This window comes from Methylobacterium sp. NPDC080182 (genome assembly GCF_050281105.1).
Classification (GTDB): domain Bacteria; phylum Pseudomonadota; class Alphaproteobacteria; order Rhizobiales; family Beijerinckiaceae; genus Methylobacterium.
Genome location: NZ_JBNNWO010000004.1, coordinates 35,089 through 51,879 on the forward strand (window position 1 = coordinate 35,089; position 16,791 = coordinate 51,879).

Below are 16,791 nucleotides of genomic sequence, written 5' to 3' on the forward strand. Positions count from 1 at the left end.
CGCGCGCCGGCCCACCGTTCGGCCCCTCTGGGAGGCGCCATGAGCACCCATGCGAGCTACAAGGGCCCCGCGGATTGCCCGGCCGTGATCCCGGTCTTCCCGCTGTCCGGCGCGCTGCTGCTGCCGCGGGGACAGATGCCGCTCAACATCTTCGAGCCGCGCTATCTCGCGATGGTCGACGATGCCATGCGGACGGACCGGATCATCGGGATGATCCAGCCCGACCCGGAAGGGTCGGGCGGATCGAATCCGAAACTCTACCGCGTCGGCTGCGCGGGCCGCGTCACCCAGTACGCCGAGACCGGCGACGGCCGGTACCTGATCTCGCTCACCGGCGTCACCCGGTTCCGGGTCGAGAGCGAGCTGGCCTCGATCGGCCCCTATCGCCGCTGCCACGTCTCCTACGACGAGTTCGCGGTGGACTTCGAGCCGCGGGCGGGCGAGGAGCAGGTCGACCGCGAGGGCGTCCTCAAGGCGCTGCGCGATTTCGTGGAGTCGAACGACCTCAAGGTGGACTGGGCCGGGATCGACGAGGCGCCCGACGAGGCGCTGGTCAACGCCCTGTGCATGATGAGCCCGTTCGGCGTGCGCGAGAAGCAGGCGATGCTGGAGGCTCCCGACCTGAAGACCCGGGCCGAGATCCTGATCGCGGTCACGCAGATGGAACTGGTTCGCGGCTCGGGTCCCGAGTCGCCGATGCAATAGGTTGCCCCACCGATGTCCAACGATCTCACCGCCCCCGTCGAGGCGACCCGCGTCGACCCCAAGCTCCTGGAGATCCTGGTCTGCCCGCTGACCAAGGGCACCCTGGAATACGATGCGGCCCGGCAGGAGCTGATCAGCCGCTCGGCGAAGCTCGCCTACCCGATCCGCGACGGGATCCCGATCATGCTTCCCGAGGAAGCCCGGCCGCTTACCGACTGAGCGCCGCGAGTCGCTCCGGCCGTCCCGCGCGGCCCGTCACAACCCGCGAGGGCGGCGCGGCGCGCTGGTCGGCTGCCCGCGCCCGCCGACGGATCCGATCATGGATCCCGCCCGGCCCGATCGAGGCCGGTTGCTCAATCGCCGGCCCGCCCCGAGGCGCCCGAGGCTCTCCCGCGCGGGCAGGGTCGGCCGCGGTCTCGCGGGCGCTTTCCCGCGGGCCCGGCGATCCTCGACAGGCGCGAGCAGGACCTTGGCCGCCTCCGTCTCCTCCGTGATGAGCGGAGACTTGGACGCTCCGGTCGGCAGATCAGCCCACAGCATCGTCCGCAACGAGCTTGACTATTGGCCGAGGGACTGTCGGCCGTAATCTATCTTGAACCAGGCGGGAGGCAGCCATACTCTTGCCGCTTCCATCGTTCAGCGTCGAGTCATCCTCGATCGATGATTCTGACCGTGCACGCCGCTTCCGGCGGTGTCCGCTTCGCTGAAAGATTGCATCGCATGACCAAGCTGACCGCGGTCGCGGCCCTCGCCGCCGGCCTTCTCCTCCCGACGTGCCTGCCCGCCAGCGCGGGGCCGAGCGCGCATAACGGGCGGTGGTCGGTGGAGCTGGTGACGGAGAGCGGCCTGTGCAGCGCCCGCTACACCTACGCGCTCGCGATCCGCGAGGGGCAGGTGCAGCTCATTTCCGGCAGCGCCGGGGCGCAGGTCAACGGCCACGTGCGGCCCGACGGCAGCGTCGGCATCACGGTCAGCAACGGGACGGCGAGCGGCACCGGCACCGGCCGACTCCAGGCCGGCAGCGGCGCCGGCACCTGGAAGGTCTCGTCCCTGTGCTCGGGCCACTGGACCGCGCGGCGCAGCGACACCCGCACCGCGCAGGCCGACTGAGGTCGCTCAGGCGGCCGCGGCGAGCCAGCTCCGCGCCTCGTCGATGCGGGCGCGCTCGAACACCTTGATCTGGGTCGGCGACACGAAGTTGAAGGTCTCGGCCAGCGCCTTCAGCCAGGGCGCGTCCGTCACCAGGGCGACGTGGCTGATGCTCTTCATCATCGAGATGCCGAAGCGCGGGTCCTTGAAGAAGGCCGCGGGCTCCATGCCCTCGAAGGCGCGGATATCCTCGAGCAGCTTGATCTTGCCGCCCTTGTCGAGGTCGGCCTTCATCGCGGTCATCGCCGCGTTCATCTCCTCGTCGGTGATCTTCCCGTCGACCACGATCTCGGCGACATTCGAATCCGGCGTCTTGGTGTAGGTCAGCACTGATCGCTCCTCCGGGAACCGCATGCGTCCCGTAGCCGGTCTCCGACCAGGGTCCGCCGCCCGTGACCTGAGCCATACCCGATCGCGGGACGAACCGGTATGGCTCCGGACCCTCGCTCTGACGTGCCTCCCGACGGCGAACCGGCGTTCACGAAACCGGGAGGCCCGCGAAGTCTCCTACAAAAAGCTCTGCGGGTCGACATCGATGGCGACCCGGACGTTGCCCCGCACCTTCGGTCCCCGGGCGATCCAGGCGCGCAGGTAGGCCTGGAGATCGACGTTGCGCTCGGTCTTCACGAGCAGCCGGAACCGGTAGCGGCCGCGCACCAGGGCGAGGGGCGCCTCGGCGGGGCCCAGGACCATCACGCCCTCTGGCGGCTCGGCGGCGCGGGCGAGCGCCTGCCCGTGCGCCTCCGCGACCTCGCGCTCGCTCGCCGAGACGATCAGGGCCGCGAGCCGCCCGAACGGCGGCAGGCCGGCCGCCTCGCGGGCCTGGATCTCCTCCGCGTAGAAGCGCTCGGCGTCGCCCGAGAGGAGCGCCGCGATCACCGGGTGGTCCGGCTGGTAGGTCTGGACCAGGGCGCGCCCGGGCTTCTCGCCGCGTCCGGCGCGCCCGGTGACCTGCTGGAGCAACTGGAAGGTGCGCTCCGCCGCCCGCGGGTCGCCCGAGGTCAAGCCGATATCGGCGTCGAGGACGCCGACCAGCGTCAGGAACGGGAAGTTGTGGCCCTTGGCCACGAGTTGCGTGCCGATCACGACGTCGCACGCGCCGGCCGCCACCGCCTCGAGTTCCTGGCGCAGACGCTCGGCGCCGCCGGGAAAGTCGCTCGACAGGACGACGATGCGCCGGTCCGGGAACATCTCGGCGGCCTCCTCGGCGATCCGCTCGACGCCGGGCCCGCAGGCGGTGAGATTGTCGAAGGTCCCGCACTCGGTGCAGGCCTCCGGCCGGCGCTCGGCGTAGCCGCACTGGTGGCAGACCAGCGCCCGGCGGAACCGGTGCTCCACGAGCCAGGTCGAGCAGTTCTTGCACTGGTAGCGGTGGCCGCAGGCGCGGCAGAGGGTCAGCGGCGCGTAGCCCCGGCGGTTGAGGAACAGCAGCGCCTGCTCGCCGCGCTCCAGGGTGGCCTTCACGGCATTGACCAGCGGCGGGCTCAGGAAGCGGCCGCGCTCGGGCTGGTCGAGGCGCATGTCGATGGCGGCGATGTCGGGCAGGCGCCGGCCGCCGAAGCGCTCGGGGAGCAGGACGTGCCGGTAGCGCCCCCGCGCGGCGTTGACGCGGGTCTCGATCGCGGGCGTCGCCGAGGTCAGGACGACCGGGCAGCCCTCGAGGCGCCCGCGCACCACCGCCATGTCGCGGGCGTGGTAATGGACGCCGTCCTCCTGCTTGTAGGCCGTCTCGTGCTCCTCATCGACCACGATCAGGCCGAGCCGCGCGAAGGGCAGGAACAGGGCGGAGCGCGCGCCGACCACCACGAGCGCCTCGCCCTCGGCCACGGCGGCGCGCAGGCGCTCGCGCCGCTTGCCGCCGATCCCGGAATGCCACGCCGCCGGCCGGACCCCGAACCGGGCGGCGAACCGGTCGAGGAACTGCGCCGTCAGGGCGATCTCGGGCATCAGGATCAGCGCCTGCCGCCCGGCCCGGACGCAGGCGGCCACCGCCTCGAAATAGACCTCGGTCTTGCCCGAGCCGGTGACGCCCTCCAGCAGGACCGGGCGGAGATCGTCGGATTCCCGCGGCTGCGGCCGGTCCCACGGGAAGGGGGCGACGAGGGCCGCCACCGCCTCGGCCTGCGCGGGCGAGAGCGGCGCCCGCGGGAAGTCCGGGTCGGGCCGCGGCGCGACCGGCTCCGGCTCGACCGCGACGGTCTCGAGGACGCCGTCGTCGATCAGCCCGTCGACCACCGAGAGCGAGACGCCGGCCTCCTTGGCGAGCGCGCTCTTGCCGCGCAGGGCGCCGTCGGCCGCCGCGGCGAGCACCTTGGTGCGGGCCGGGGTCGGCCGGGACGGGGGCTTGTCGGTGAGGCGCACGGCGACGCGGGCGGTCTCGCCGGCGGCCGCCTCGTCGGGCAGCCGCAGGACCATGGCGAGCGCCGAGCCCTTCGGCGCCAGCGTGTAGCGGGCGATCCAGTCGACGAGGCTGCGCAGCGGCTCCGACAGGGGCGGGTAGGGGAGGCGGCCGGTCACGGGCCGCAGGTTCGAGCCGCCGGGCGTCTCGGCGACGCCCCAGACCACCCCGACGATCTCGCGCGGGCCGAGGGGCACCTGCACCACGTCGCCCGGGGCGAGGTCGAGCCCGGCCGGCGCCACGTAGCTGTAGGGCGTATCGAGGGCGAGCGGGATCAGGATCTCGGCGACGGCGGGCATGCGGGGCTTTTCGGGCGGGTCCGTTCCGGGTCCGTACCATAGGCGCGGGAAAAGAACCCGCCGCTTCAGCGATCCCGCAGCGCCGGCACGAGCGGCAGGGCCGCGAGGCTCAGCGCCGCCATGGCCCAGAAGGCCGAAGCGCCGAACGCCCCGTAGAGCGCCCCGGAGGCCAGGGTCGTGGCCACCCCCGACAGGCCGAGGCCCAGCGTCCCGTAGAGCGCCAGCGCGGTCGTCCGGAGATCTGCCGGCGTCGACGCCTCGATGAGCCCCAGGCAGGCGAGGTGCAGGAGGGCGAAGCTCAGCCCGTGCAGGGACTCGGCGGCGGCGAGCCAGGGAAGCGCGGTCGTGGATGCCAGCACCGCCCAGCGCAGCCCCCCCGCGCAGGCCGCCACCGCGACGCCGGCCGCGGGGCCGATCCGCGCCAGCAGGGGCGGTCCGACCAGCAGGAAGACCAGGACCTCCGCGGCCACCGAGACCGACCAGAGCAGGCCGGCGGTGGTCGCCGCGATCCCGGCGGACCGCCACAGGATCATGGCGAAGCCGTCGTGCATCGCGTGCGCGCCGATCACCAGGGCGGCGACCAGCACCGTGCGGCGGAAGCGCGGCAGGGCCACCAGGGTGGCGAAGCCCCGCCACCGCGCCCCGGCCTCGGCCGCGCCGCCCGGAGGAGCGGCGGGCATGGCCAGGGCGGCCGCGCCGGCGGCCAGGAACAGGCCGCCGCTCGCCACAAGGGCGGCGGCGAAGCCGTGGAGGCCGATCAGCCAGCCGGCCGCGGCGGTGCCGACGATGAACGCGGCCGAGCCCGCGCCGCGGACCCAGCCGTACTGGAACGCCGCGCCGCCGCGCGCGGCGGCCAGGGCCAGCGCGTCGGCGAGGGGCGCCGGGGCCGCGGTGCCCGCCGCGTAGAGGAGCGCCGGCCCGATCAGCTGCGCCAGCCCGGTGCCCGGCAGGTGCGCCAGGGCGCTGAGCCCGGCCAGCGCGAGGCTCGCCGCCAGGACGGATCGGCCGGCCCGGTGGCGGTCGGCGAAGGCGCCGGCCAGGGGCCCGACCGCGAGGCGCAGGGCGCCCGCGGCGGCGAGGAGGAGGCCGATCTCGCCGGGCGTCAGGCCGCGCGCGGCGAGGAAGCCCGGCAGGACCGGCGACAGCACCCCGTAGGCGCCGTAGAGCGCCGCGTAGAGGACGAGGAATCGGGCGAGCCCGCCCCACCGTCCCGCCCCTGTCGCCTGCCGCTCCATCGGCGGAGCGTAGCACCGGCGGGCGTCCCGGAGTCAGGTCCGCGCCGGGCTTTCGTCAGCAGGGTCGGCGGACGGCGTAGCGGTAGCGCCGCCCCTGCGCGTCGAGCAGCTCGCTGTCCGGCCCTTCCTGCCACACGACCTCGTCCTCGGGACGGGCCGCGTCGGTCAGGGTCGCCCCGCGGACGATGTCGAGGCTGAGGCCGAACCCGTAATTGGTCGCGGTCGCGTCGGTGATCGCGGCCGAGATGTCGGCCTCGTCGGGCAGGCAGGCGAACAGGACGCCGTCGGCGATGGCGAGGGTGTAGGTTTGCACGGATGGCCTCCAGGAGGCTCGAGGAGCGTGGACCGGCTGCGAGGGGCCGAACCTAGGCATCGCGGCCGGGATGTGAACCCTCTCCACCGAGATGCTGCATTGCACCATTTCGTGAGCACGAGCTCCGCGCGTGCCCGCGCCGCCGCGCCTCAGCGACCCAGATGATCGTCGAAGAAGTGCGCCATTTCTCCGAAGACCTCCCTGGTTTCGGGCGCGTCCGGCGTGAACAGGTACTGCGCGTGGGACATGCCCTCGAACACCTGCAGCGACGCCTCGATCCCGGCGGCGCGCAGCTTCCGGTGGGTGCGCACCGTGTTCGACAGGAAGAGGTCGCGGGTGCCGGTGATCAGGATCGCGGGCGGGAGGCCGGCGAAGTCGCCGTAGATCGGCGAGAGCTGCGGGTCCTTCAGGTCGCGGCCGGCGGCGTAGAGCTTGGCGGCCGGCGTCAGGTAGCCGGAATAGCTGACGAGCACGTTGTCGAGCCACTCGTTGGTCCGATAGCTGTCACCGGTCTCGGTCATGTCCGACCAGGGCGTCCCGAGGCCGATCGCCGCGGGCAGCGCCAGCCCCTCGGCCTTGGCGCGGAGCATCAGCGCCAGCGTCATGCCGCCGCCCGTTGAGGTGCCGAACACCGCCATGTTCCCGGGCTTCTGCATGGACAGCATGGCCCGCCACACGGCGGTCGCGTCGTCCATGGCGGCCGGGTAGGGCGCGTCCGGCGGCATGCGGTAATCCACCGAGATGACCTTGTAGCCGCCGAGGCCGGCCATCAGGATCGCCTCCAGCGTTCCGGCCTCGCCGGGATTGTAGACGTAGCCGCCCCCGTGAATGTGCAGGAGGAGCCGGTCGCGGTTGGCCTCGGGGATCTGCCGGGGCTGGATCACGAAGGCCTTCACGCCGCCGATCACCGCGGCCTCGCTGGTGACGCCCAGCTTCTCGCGGAGCGCCGGCAGGGTGGCGGCTCCGGCGGCAGCGAGCTTGTCGACCAGCGCCTTCCAGGCCGCGGCGTCCGGCGGGTTCGCGTTCCAGGCCGGCACCCGGTAGGGCGCCGCCACCGCGGTGCGGAATTGCGGGCTCGTCGTGTCGGGGACCGGCACGACCTTGGCCGGCACCGTCCGCGGCCCCGGGGCGGCGTTGGCCGCGCCCATCTCGGCCTCCAGCTGGGCGAAGCGCGGCACGGCCCGCTCCGCGGGCGCGGCCTGCCCGAAGGCGGCCTGGGTGCCGCAGGCGATCATCAGCAGCGCGGACAGGCTCAGGCGCATCTCGATTCCTCCCGCGGCAGCCCATTCCGCGACCCGTCTCGGCGGGTGCCGGCCGCGCTCGGCCGATACCTATCGGAGCGGGCGGCCCGCGACAGCCGCCCGGGTGACGATCGCGGCCGCGCGTTCACGCACCGAGCCGCGGGAGCGCGGCCGGCGTCTCCGGCTCGACCACCAGGGTCGCCGGCACGGCGCCGTCGCCGGCGAGGGCCTCGGCGATCGCCTCCGGCCCGATCGGGTCCTCGGCCGCGTCGGCGACGCCCGACGGCTCCGGCGTGATCCGGGCGGTCTCCCGACGCGGCCCGGTCTCGGCCGCCGCCGCGTGCTCGTCGGCGACACCGGCCACCGCCCCGGGGGCGATCAGCCCGATGGCGGCCGCGTGCTCGGCCATGGCGACGCTGTCGGCCGCGAGCACGAGGCTCGATCCGGCCCGGGCGACGGCGCCGGCGAGCCGGACGATCTCCTCCACCCGCGCGGAGCCTCGGGACACGTTGCGGATGTAGACCGCCAGCACCCGCCCGGGATTCTCCTCGACGATCTGCGCGTAGACCTCCGGGTCGTGCTGGCCGCTGTCGCCGATCAGCACGAAGGGCAGGTCGCGGTAGAGGGCGAGCATGTGGCGGATCAGCGCGTGCTTGTGGTCGGTGGCCCGGCGCGGCAGCGGGTGGGTCCAGGAGAGGCCCCATTCCCGCAGGAACAGCACCGGGCCCGCCGGGATGCCGTGGCGCTGGAAGAACTCCGAGAGCATCTCGTAGAGACCCCAGGGCGCGCGGGACACGTAGAGCATCGGGTTGCCCTCGCCGCCGCCGGCGCCCGCGTGGAGGGCGCGGTAGAGGGCGGCGACGCCCGGGAAGGCGACCCGGCTCTCGGCATCCTCCACGAACAGGCGCCAGAGCATCTTCAGCTTGTTGGCGACGCCGGTGCGCATGACCGTGTCGTCGATGTCGCTGACCACGACGCAGCGGCAGCGGTCGGGCGGGATGAACACCGCGCCCTCGGCGGGAATCGGCGGATCGGCATCGAGGAGAAGATCGACCGCGTGCCAGGCACCCGTCTCGGCCGGGGGCGTGCGCGGGTGCAGGTGCACGCGGAAATAGCCGTCCCGGTCGGTCTCGACCCGCACGGCATCGTCGCCGAACCGGGCGGTGATGCCCGCGCCGGCGATCGTCCGCCGGGCGATGCGGCGGCGCAGGTCGCGCCACTGCGCTCGAAGGGATTCCGGATCCTCGCCGGGAATCCCCGGCGACTGCCGGAAGACGCGGCCGATGAGGAACACCTCGTCCCGTGACCCGTAGCCGCGGTAGGGCTCGACCACGAGCCCGCCCCGGCCCTTGCCGCCACGCCCCTGCGCGCGGCGGACCGGCCGGGTGAGGACCCGCAGCGCCTTCGTGGCGCCCCTGCGCGCGCGCGAGGCCATGGCGAACGGCCGCCGTCCGGGCGCTCAGGCCTGCGGCAGTTCGGGGCTGAGCCCCATCGCGTCGAGGCCTTCCTCCAGGAGGTCGCCGGCGTCGGGAGAGCCCAGGAGTTCCCGCGCGGCGCCCTCGCCGGCGGCCTCGCGCTCGCGGGCGAAGCGGACAGCCTCGCTCCACTCCTCCGGCTCCATGTCGCCGCGCCCGACGTAGAGGAGAGCGAGCAGCTCGGCACGGGAATCGTCGTCGAGCCCGGCGATCAGGCCGCGGACCTCGGACTCGGTGGCGTCGTCGGTGCCGGAGACCAGGACGTCGGTGGCGCCGTCATCGATCGGGTTCGAACCCGAATCCGGGTCGGTATTGCCCTCCTTCACCTCGATGGCGCGCAGCCGCATGACGATGTCGGTGACGGTTTCGACGGCGATGTCCATGCGCTGATCTCCGGGCGCTGAAAGGGTCGGGCAAGCGGGGCCCTCAAGCCGCGACAACGGGCGAGCGGGCGCCGGGTTCGCCCCATCCCCATCGAAGGCGGGTTGCGTGGTCCGCGCCACTTTCCGGCTCCGCGACCGTGAGATAGAGGCTGCGAGACTGTTCCGACATCTGGATCGACATTGGCGATAGACGTGGTTTCTACAAAGACTGCCCGGACATCGCCTGCCGATACCGTCATTCCCTGTGCACGCGACGGCGCCTCCCGCGGCCCGGGCGGGCGCCGCTGGCGCCTCGTCGCCCTGGCGGGCCTGTCGGCCCTGGCCGGATCCGCGCTGATCGGGACGCGCCCCGCCGAGGCCCGGCCCGCGGGCTACGAGGGCAGCGCCCCGAGCTGCTTCCTGACCGGGGGCGGCGCGCTGGAGATCTGCCGCGAGGGCTCGGAGGCCGAGGGCGTCCTCATCGCGCCGGCGCCCTGCGCCTTCGTGCGCGGCGTGCAGATCCTGCGGCTCGCCCGCTCCGAGGCGCCCGGCCCGCTCCAGGCCGTGTTCCAGGGCCAGACACCGGTGGCGTCCCGCCGGGACGAGCCGTGCCCGGAGCGGCGCGCCACCGACAGCCGCGACGGCGGCGCCCTTCGCACCGGCCGCACCTTCGAGGCCCTGGTCACGACGCTGCCGCCCTCGGCCGACCGGTTCTGGGTCGACCTGCCGGAGGAGCGCGCGCGGACGCGCGGCTGGTCCGAGCCGACGCCGTCCGCGGAGGGCATCGGCCCGCGCGACCCCATCGCCGTGACGGGCCGGACCTGGGCCGGCGAGGCCTACAGCTACGTCTTCCTGCTCGGGCAGGAGCGCGTGGGCGTCACCGGCGGCGACGCGGCCGAGCCCGAGCGCCGCGGCCGGCGTCGGCGCCGGCGGGCGGAACCGGACGCGCCGGCGACGGGCCCGGCCGACGTCCGGCGCCGCGTCCAGATCGAGGCGCGCACCCTCGACTTCCAGACCTTCGAGATCCGGACCCGCACCGCCGACGGCTACGGGCTGGCATGGACGCCGTTCGAGGCGGGCGCCGGCCGCGGCCGGCGCGCCGACCCGCCCGTCCCCGCCGCGGTGGTCGACGAGGCGGGCAAGCCGGTCACGTCGGCCTGCACGGCGCCGGCCTTCGAGACCCACGGGCTCGCCGGCTCGATCAGCGTCGTCGACCGCACCTATCACTACGTCTACACCGACGTGCTGCCCGAGGATTGCGGCCTCGCCCCCGAGAAGCGCCGCACCGGGCTGTTCCTGCGCACCGCGCAGGACCTGTCGGGGCCGAAGGTCTGGTCGACGGCGCGCAAGCTCGCCGGGCCGCTGCCGCCCGGGACCCTCGTGCGGGTGGCCCGCGCCAAGGGCATGCCGCGCTGGGCGGTCTCCTACACGTGCCAGCGGCCCGCCAACGCCCCGGGCGGTCCGGTAGCGGATATCTGCCTGCAATACACGGCTGACATGAACCTCGACGGGATCGGCGCCCTCAAGCTCTACGCCGATCCGGTGGAGGCGGGCCGCTCCGCCGCCTATCTCGGGCTGCGCTCGGGGGGCGACGGCAGCGGCCGGTACGACCGGAGCGCGCATTTCTGGATGACCGACGCGGAGGGCAACCTCGACACGCCGGCGATCTACCCGAACAAGGCGGGCTTCCTGACCTGGCTCGACCGGCTCGCCCCGACCGCCTCCGGGCGCGACGCGTCGAGCCTCTACGGGCGGCCCGTCTACTGGGGGACGTGGACGGTGCGCCCGATCGGCGCGCAATAAGTCGCAGGAGGCGCTATATGGGCGGCCGACAAGCCGCGCGAGGCGTGCCTGACGGACCCGATGGAAACCCATATCGACCTGTGGTTCGCCGCGAGCATCGTGGCGATCTCGCTGCTGCTCTCGGCCTTCTTCGCGGGCGCGGAGACGGCCTTCACGGCCGCCTCGCGAGCCCGGATGCACGCCCTGGAGCAGGCGGGCGACCCGCGCGCCGCGATCGTCAACCGCATCCTGGCGATCCGCGAGCGCTTCATCGGCGCGATGCTGATCGGCTACAACATCGTGGCGATCGGCGCCTCGGCCTTCACCACCAGCGTGCTCACGGCGCTGTTCGGCAAGAGCGGCGTCATCTACGCGACCGTCGGCATGTCGGTGCTGGTCATCGTCTTCGCCGAGGTGCTGCCGAAGACGCTGGCGATCTCCAAACCCGACAGGGCCGCCCTGCTCACCGCCCGCCCGGTGGCCTTCGCGGTGGCGCTGATGGGCCCGCTGGCCATCGCCATCGAGCACGTCGTGCGGGTGATGCTGAAACCGTTCGGTGTCACCATCGGCGAGCACCAGTCGATCCTCACCGCTGCCGAGGAGTTGCGCGGGCAGGTGGCGCTGATGCACCGGGAGGGCGGCGTCGCCAAGGCCGAGCGCGACATGCTGGGCGGCCTCCTCGACCTGTCGGACCTGTCGGTCTCCGACGTGATGGTCCACCGCACGAAGATGCGGGCGATCGACGCCGACCAGCCCTCCGAGGACATCGTCCGGGCGGTGCTGGCCTCGCCCTACACCCGCATGCCGCTGTGGCGCGGCACGCCCGAGAACATCGTGGGCGTCCTCCACGCCAAGGACCTGCTGCGGGCGCTCGACGCCGCGGGCGGCGACGCCTCCGGCCTGAAGGTCGAGGCGCTGGCCCTGGAGACGTGGTTCGTGCCGGGCACGACGTCGCTGCGCGCCCAGCTCAAGGCCTTCCTGACCAAGAAGACCCATTTCGCCCTCGTGGTCGACGAGTACGGCGAGGTGATGGGGCTCGTGACCCTGGAGGACATCCTGGAGGAGATCGTCGGCGACATCGCCGACGAGCACGACGTCACCGTCTCGGGCGTGCGCCCGCAGGGGGACGGGTCGGTGAACGTGGACGGCGGCGTGCCGATCCGCGACCTGAACCGGGCCATGGACTGGGACCTGCCCGACGAGGAGGCGACCACCATAGCCGGCCTCGTCATCCACGAGGCGCGGACCATCCCGGACCAGGGCACCGCCTTCAACTTCCACGGCTTCCGCTTCCAGGTGCTGCGGAAGGCCAAGAACCGGATCACCACGCTCCGCATCACGCCGCTGACCGCGGCGGGGCTCCAGGCGGCCGCGCTGCCGGACGCGCCGCGCGACGCGGTGTGACGGCGGCAGGCGACCGCCGCGGCCGGGGTCCGCGCCCGCGCCGCGACGCGCGCGGGGCGGTCCTCAGCCCGGCATCGCCTCCAGCCCCTCGGCGCGGATCCAGTCGCGGGTCCGGTCCAGGGCCCGTCCGAGCCGGTCGAACAGGGCGTCGATCTCGTCCGGCGCGATGATCAGCGGCGGGCAGACGGCGACGCGGTCCCCGGCGAGCGCCCGCACGATCAGCCCCTCGCCCTGCGCGAAGGCGACGCAGCGGGCGGCCACGCCCTTCTTCGGGTCGTACTGCCGCTTGCTGGCCTTGTCGGCGACGATCTCCAGGCCGCCGATCAGCCCGAGGCCGCCGGCCTCGCCCACGATGTCGTGCCCGGCGAGCGCCGACAGACGGCGCTGGAACTGCGGCGCCTTCTCGGCCGCGCCCTCGATCACCCGGTCGCGGCGGTAGATCTCGATCGCCTTCAGGGCCACCGCGGCGGCCACCGGGTGCCCGGAATAGGTGGTGCCGTGGCCGAAGGTGCCGATCTTCTCGCTCTGGCCGATCAGCGCCTCGTAGAGCGGTTCGTCGATGCTCACGCCGCCGAGCGGCATGTAGGCCGAGGTCAGGGCCTTGGCGAAGGAGATCGAATCGGGCCGGGCCCCCAGCGCCTCGCTGCCGAACCACGTGCCGAGCCGGCCGAAGCCGCAGATCACCTCGTCGGCGATGAAGCGGACGTCGTACTTGGCCAGCACCGCCTGGATCGCCGCGAAGTACCCCCGCGGCGGCACGATCGCGCCGCCCGCGCCCATCACCGGCTCGGCGATGAAGGCCGCGACCGTCTCCGGCCCCTCGCGCAGGATCGTCTCCTCCAGCTCGGCGGCGAGGCGCGCCGAGTAGGCCTCCTCGGTCTCGCCCGGCTCGGCGCCCCGGTAGTGGTGCGCGGGCGAGACGTGCAGGAAGCCCGGCAGCGGCAGGTCCCAGTCGGCGTGGTTCGCGGCGAGCCCGGTCATCGAGGCGCTCGCGACCGTGACACCGTGGTAGCCCTTCTGGCGGGCGATGATCTTCTTCTTCTGTGGCCGCCCCAGGGCGTTGTTGTAGTACCAAGTCAGCTTGACCTGCGTGTCGTTGGCCTCCGACCCCGAGGAGGTGAAGAAGATCTTCGAGGTCGGGACCGGCATCAGCTCCTTCAGCGTCTCGGCGAGCTCGATGCCCGGATCGTGGCTGCGGCCGGAGAACAGGTGCGTGAAGGGCATGCGCGCCATCTGCGCCCGGGCCGCCTCCACGAGCTCCGCGTTGGAGTAGCCCAGCGCCGTGCACCACAGGCCGGACATGCCCTCGATGTAGGAGCGTCCCTCGGTGTCGTAGACATGCACGCCCTCGCCCCGTTCCAGCACCAGCGGGCCGGTCTGTCGGTGCGTCGACAGGTTGGTGTAGGGATGGAGGAGGGTTTCGACGTCGCGGGTCGCGAGGTTCGAGAGCATGGTTCGCAAGGTCCTCGTGCGCGGGTGACCGCCGCCACACTACCGACCCGATGCCCCGTCAGGTAGCCCGGAGGATCCGCGTCCGGCCGTTGCCGGACGCATGCCGCCAGCGCTACTCCAGCACCGCCCCTCGCCGCGCCCGACCGATGCTCAACCCGGAAGCCTACGTCGCCCAACCCGCCCCCGGCCGCGCCTGCGGCGCCTGCACGCTGTGCTGCAAGGTCTACGACGTGCCCGCGGTCGAGAGCGTCGCGGGCCAGTGGTGCCGCCATACGAAGGCCGGCCAGGGCTGCGCCATCCACGCCACCCGCCCGGACCATTGCCGGGCCTTCCACTGCCTCTGGATGACGGAGGGATGGCTCGGCCCGGAATGGAAGCCGGACCGCGCCAAGATGGTGCTGAGCCTCGATCCGCTCACCCGCAACATGAACGTGCAGGTCGATCCCGGACAGGCGAACGCGTGGCGGCGCGAACCCTATTACGGGCAGCTCAGGCGCTGGGCCGTGGCCTCGGTGCCCCTGCGCCGGCACGTGCTGGTCCACGTCAACAAGAGCACCACCGTCATCCTGCCGGACCGCGACGTCAGCCTCGGGATCGTCGGCGCCGACGAGCGCATCGTCACCACCGACCGGATGACGCCCCAGGGCCCGAGCTTCGACGTCCGGAAAGTGCCGGCCTGAACCGGGCGACCGGCCGGACCCGGGGCCGGGTCAGCGCTCGGTGCCGGAATGCCGCCGCATGACCGGGGATTCGACCACCAGGAACGTCATCTGGAACAGGATCAGCCCCGTCTGGTCCGTCACCTCGATCCGCCAATCCTCGCCGAGGGCGATGCGCTGGGCGTCCTGCTTCAGGATGTCGCCGGCGCGCCGGACGGCTTCGAGCCGGGCGGATTGCCAGTCCGGCAGCTCCGTTCCCGCGCCGTCCAGGATCGTGGATCCGTCGTGGATGTTGAAGTGATAGCGCGGCATCCACACGTCCCGGTCGGGTCCAGGCGGGGGATGCGGGTACCCCTCACTCGCGGCCGTGCCGAGTCCCGTCGCCGCGATTGACGGACCCGTTACGCCACGCCCGCCGGCTCGGCCATATACGGGGTTAGAGTCGCGGCCGGGATCGCCGGGCCGCGTCGCGGGCCGACGCCATGTCGCGACGCGCGAGCCTTGCGGATCCGGCCGGTTTGCCCGAGTGATCGGGCATGACGACCGTTCACGATTTCAGCGTCTCCGCGGCCGACGGAACGCCGTACCCGCTCGCGCAGCATCGCGGTCAGGTGCTGCTCATCGTGAACACGGCCTCCCGCTGCGGCTTCACCCCGCAATACGAGGGGCTCGAGGCGCTCTGGCGCCGGCACCGGGATGCGGGCCTGACGATCCTGGGATTCCCCTGCAACCAGTTCGGCGCGCAGGAGCCGGGCGACGCCGCCGAGATCGCGAGCTTCTGCGCGCTGCGCTACGACGTGAGCTTCCCGGTGCTCGCCAAGGTTGCGGTGAACGGGTCGGGCGCCGATCCACTCTACGCCCATCTCACCCGGGCCCGGACAGGGCTGTTCGGCACGCGGGCGGTCAAGTGGAACTTCACCAAGTTCCTGGTCGGACGCGACGGCCGGGTCATCGCCCGGTTCGCACCCGGGACGAAGCCCGCGGCCCTGGAGGCGAAGATCCAGGCTGCCCTGGCCGAGCCCGCCTGAGCCGCGCCCGCGTCAGACCGCGTCGAGATCCGCGGCCTCGGCGGAGACCGCGCGGCGCGCGTCGATCCGTTCGCGCACGCGCAGCACCGTCCGCAGGGGCGCGATCGGGAACGGGCGCACCGACTCGCGCAGGATCCCCGCCAGGAACCGGATCTCGGCAATCTTGCGCAAGGTGAGAGCGGGTGCGCCGGCGCCCTGTGCTCGGCGCTCGAGGTCCGAGAGGGCGTCGAACAGCGCGTAGCGCCCGTCGAGATCGCGGGAAAACTGTTTCGACGCGATCAGATTGGCCAGTTCGCCTTCAAAACTGCAACGGACAGGCTGATCGGAACGCATCGTCGACTCGAACACAATGTGCGTCGAACCCTAAAACAGTGTTCGCGCTTTGTCAGCCGCCGACGCGGGGCGGGCGCCGCGAATGCGGGATTGTTGCGCAATTGCATCTGCGCGACCGCGCCGGACCGCGGCCCGGGCTCAGCCGCCGGCCGCGACGAACGCGGCGGCCGCCTCGAACTCCGTCCGGCGCGCCTCGAGGCGGGCCTCCGCCTCGGCGTCGCGCCCCCAGACGGCGGCCTGATAGGTCTCGTCCACGTGGGCCGCGGACCAAGCCTCGGCCGGTGTCAGCCGGCCCTCGAGAACCGCCAGGGCGATCAGCAGGGAGCCGGTCAGCGTCGTCAGGGTGTGCAGGCCCGCCAGCCGGAACGGGTCGGTCACCGCGTTCACCGCCGCGGAGAGCGCCTGGATCGTGTCGGCCGGCTGCGCGACGTGCATGACGCCCTCGCTCAGGATCACCCGCGCACCGAACGCGTCCCGGGCCCAGGCGAGGATCGGATCCCAGGCCTCCGCCTGGGCCGCCACGAGGCGCTCCGGATCCCCGGCGCGGTAGGCCACGAGATCGGTGCCCGCGTAGGCGCAGAGATCCGCCGCGACCTCGGCGAGGCGGGGCGTGACGCCGTCGATCGCCGTGTTGGCCAGCCGGGTCAGGGGCATCCGCGCGGGGTCGATCGCCGTGTCCTGGGCCTGCCACTCCGCCGCGACGCGCTCGGCCAGGGTCCGGCTGGGGAGACGCAGCGGGTTGCGGGCCGGCGTGTTGGCCGGACGTCCGTCCAGGGTCAGCCGGAACCCGTCGTCATCCTCGGAGAAGCCGGCTTCCTTGTAGAAGCGGTGGGGCAGGGCCGGCTTGGCGTGGCCGCGGGCGGCCCGGACCGGGTCGGGCCTGTCACCGTCGCTCGGTTGCCCGAGCCAGTCTGTCGTCTGATCGCTCATGGAGGCGAGATAGGCGCTTCCGGCCC

18 protein-coding genes are annotated in these 16,791 nt (G+C 73.1%); 7 read left to right on the forward strand and 11 right to left on the reverse strand.

What is annotated here, in order from left to right; all coding sequences use genetic code 11:
- Positions 1 to 39: 39 nt before the first annotated feature.
- The 3 genes from ACQKQD_RS08800 to ACQKQD_RS08810 all read left to right on the forward strand — a co-directional run bounded on the left by ACQKQD_RS08800 (position 40) and on the right by ACQKQD_RS08810 (position 1,815).
- On the forward strand, positions 40 to 705 hold the full coding sequence (locus tag ACQKQD_RS08800) for an LON peptidase substrate-binding domain-containing protein (RefSeq protein WP_020093642.1): 666 nt from the start codon (positions 40 to 42) through the stop codon (positions 703 to 705).
- 12 nt (positions 706 to 717) lie between these two features.
- Positions 718 to 924 (forward strand): Trm112 family protein, encoded by a 207-nt coding sequence (locus ACQKQD_RS08805; RefSeq protein ID WP_042671780.1) that lies wholly within the window; start codon positions 718 to 720, stop codon positions 922 to 924.
- A 501-nt stretch (positions 925 to 1,425) separates the two neighbouring features.
- The gene (locus ACQKQD_RS08810; RefSeq protein ID WP_020093644.1) at positions 1,426 to 1,815 is read left to right on the forward strand and encodes a hypothetical protein; all 390 of its coding nucleotides are present in this window, start codon (positions 1,426 to 1,428) and stop codon (positions 1,813 to 1,815) included.
- Positions 1,816 to 1,821: 6 nt separating this feature from the next.
- On the opposite strand, the gene ACQKQD_RS08815 is transcribed toward ACQKQD_RS08810, so the two are convergent.
- The 7 genes from ACQKQD_RS08815 to ACQKQD_RS08845 all read right to left on the reverse strand — a co-directional run bounded on the left by ACQKQD_RS08815 (position 1,822) and on the right by ACQKQD_RS08845 (position 9,198).
- Positions 1,822 to 2,184: an STAS/SEC14 domain-containing protein gene (locus ACQKQD_RS08815; RefSeq protein ID WP_020093645.1), complete on the reverse strand. Its 363-nt coding sequence runs from the start codon at positions 2,182 to 2,184 to the stop codon at positions 1,822 to 1,824.
- Between the two features lie 177 nt (positions 2,185 to 2,361).
- On the reverse strand, positions 2,362 to 4,551 hold the full coding sequence (locus ACQKQD_RS08820) for a primosomal protein N' (protein WP_427508121.1): 2,190 nt from the start codon (positions 4,549 to 4,551) through the stop codon (positions 2,362 to 2,364).
- Between the two features lie 65 nt (positions 4,552 to 4,616).
- Positions 4,617 to 5,786: an MFS transporter gene (locus ACQKQD_RS08825; RefSeq protein WP_427508122.1), complete on the reverse strand. Its 1,170-nt coding sequence runs from the start codon at positions 5,784 to 5,786 to the stop codon at positions 4,617 to 4,619.
- A 55-nt stretch (positions 5,787 to 5,841) separates the two neighbouring features.
- Positions 5,842 to 6,099 carry a hypothetical protein gene (locus ACQKQD_RS08830; RefSeq protein ID WP_020093648.1) on the reverse strand — a complete coding sequence of 86 codons (258 nt, stop codon included), beginning with the start codon at positions 6,097 to 6,099 and terminating at the stop codon, positions 5,842 to 5,844.
- A 149-nt stretch (positions 6,100 to 6,248) separates the two neighbouring features.
- Positions 6,249 to 7,361 carry an alpha/beta hydrolase fold domain-containing protein gene (locus ACQKQD_RS08835; RefSeq protein WP_427508123.1) on the reverse strand — a complete coding sequence of 371 codons (1,113 nt, stop codon included), beginning with the start codon at positions 7,359 to 7,361 and terminating at the stop codon, positions 6,249 to 6,251.
- 124 nt (positions 7,362 to 7,485) lie between these two features.
- Positions 7,486 to 8,775, reverse strand: coding sequence for an App1 family protein (locus tag ACQKQD_RS08840; RefSeq protein WP_427508124.1), 1,290 nt, complete (start codon positions 8,773 to 8,775; stop codon positions 7,486 to 7,488).
- A gap of 24 nt (positions 8,776 to 8,799) precedes the next feature.
- Positions 8,800 to 9,198 carry a DUF3775 domain-containing protein gene (locus tag ACQKQD_RS08845; RefSeq protein WP_056525497.1) on the reverse strand — a complete coding sequence of 133 codons (399 nt, stop codon included), beginning with the start codon at positions 9,196 to 9,198 and terminating at the stop codon, positions 8,800 to 8,802.
- Between the two features lie 192 nt (positions 9,199 to 9,390).
- On the opposite strand from ACQKQD_RS08845, the gene ACQKQD_RS08850 reads away from it, so the two are divergent.
- Positions 9,391 to 10,980, forward strand: a complete 1,590-nt coding sequence (locus ACQKQD_RS08850) for a hypothetical protein (protein ID WP_427508125.1) — start codon at positions 9,391 to 9,393, stop codon at positions 10,978 to 10,980.
- Between the two features lie 60 nt (positions 10,981 to 11,040).
- A complete protein-coding gene (locus tag ACQKQD_RS08855; RefSeq protein ID WP_427508126.1) occupies positions 11,041 to 12,363 on the forward strand; it encodes an HlyC/CorC family transporter in 1,323 nt (440 codons plus the stop codon).
- Positions 12,364 to 12,426: 63 nt separating this feature from the next.
- On the opposite strand, the gene ACQKQD_RS08860 is transcribed toward ACQKQD_RS08855, so the two are convergent.
- Positions 12,427 to 13,815, reverse strand: coding sequence for an aminotransferase (locus ACQKQD_RS08860; protein WP_091979452.1), 1,389 nt, complete (start codon positions 13,813 to 13,815; stop codon positions 12,427 to 12,429).
- Between the two features lie 146 nt (positions 13,816 to 13,961).
- On the opposite strand from ACQKQD_RS08860, the gene ACQKQD_RS08865 reads away from it, so the two are divergent.
- Positions 13,962 to 14,495, forward strand: coding sequence for a hypothetical protein (locus ACQKQD_RS08865; protein WP_042671766.1), 534 nt, complete (start codon positions 13,962 to 13,964; stop codon positions 14,493 to 14,495).
- A gap of 30 nt (positions 14,496 to 14,525) precedes the next feature.
- Here the strand turns inward: ACQKQD_RS08865 and ACQKQD_RS08870 are convergent, their stop codons facing one another.
- Positions 14,526 to 14,786: a DUF6894 family protein gene (locus tag ACQKQD_RS08870; RefSeq protein WP_042671770.1), complete on the reverse strand. Its 261-nt coding sequence runs from the start codon at positions 14,784 to 14,786 to the stop codon at positions 14,526 to 14,528.
- Between the two features lie 224 nt (positions 14,787 to 15,010).
- On the opposite strand from ACQKQD_RS08870, the gene ACQKQD_RS08875 reads away from it, so the two are divergent.
- Positions 15,011 to 15,502, forward strand: a complete 492-nt coding sequence (locus ACQKQD_RS08875) for a glutathione peroxidase (protein ID WP_091681331.1) — start codon at positions 15,011 to 15,013, stop codon at positions 15,500 to 15,502.
- Between the two features lie 12 nt (positions 15,503 to 15,514).
- Here the strand turns inward: ACQKQD_RS08875 and ACQKQD_RS08880 are convergent, their stop codons facing one another.
- Both ACQKQD_RS08880 and ACQKQD_RS08885 read right to left on the reverse strand, forming a co-directional pair.
- Positions 15,515 to 15,835 (reverse strand): hypothetical protein, encoded by a 321-nt coding sequence (locus tag ACQKQD_RS08880; protein WP_331298521.1) that lies wholly within the window; start codon positions 15,833 to 15,835, stop codon positions 15,515 to 15,517.
- Positions 15,836 to 15,973: 138 nt separating this feature from the next.
- Positions 15,974 to 16,765, reverse strand: coding sequence for an ATP12 family chaperone protein (locus ACQKQD_RS08885; RefSeq protein WP_427508127.1), 792 nt, complete (start codon positions 16,763 to 16,765; stop codon positions 15,974 to 15,976).
- Positions 16,766 to 16,791: the final 26 nt, after the last annotated feature.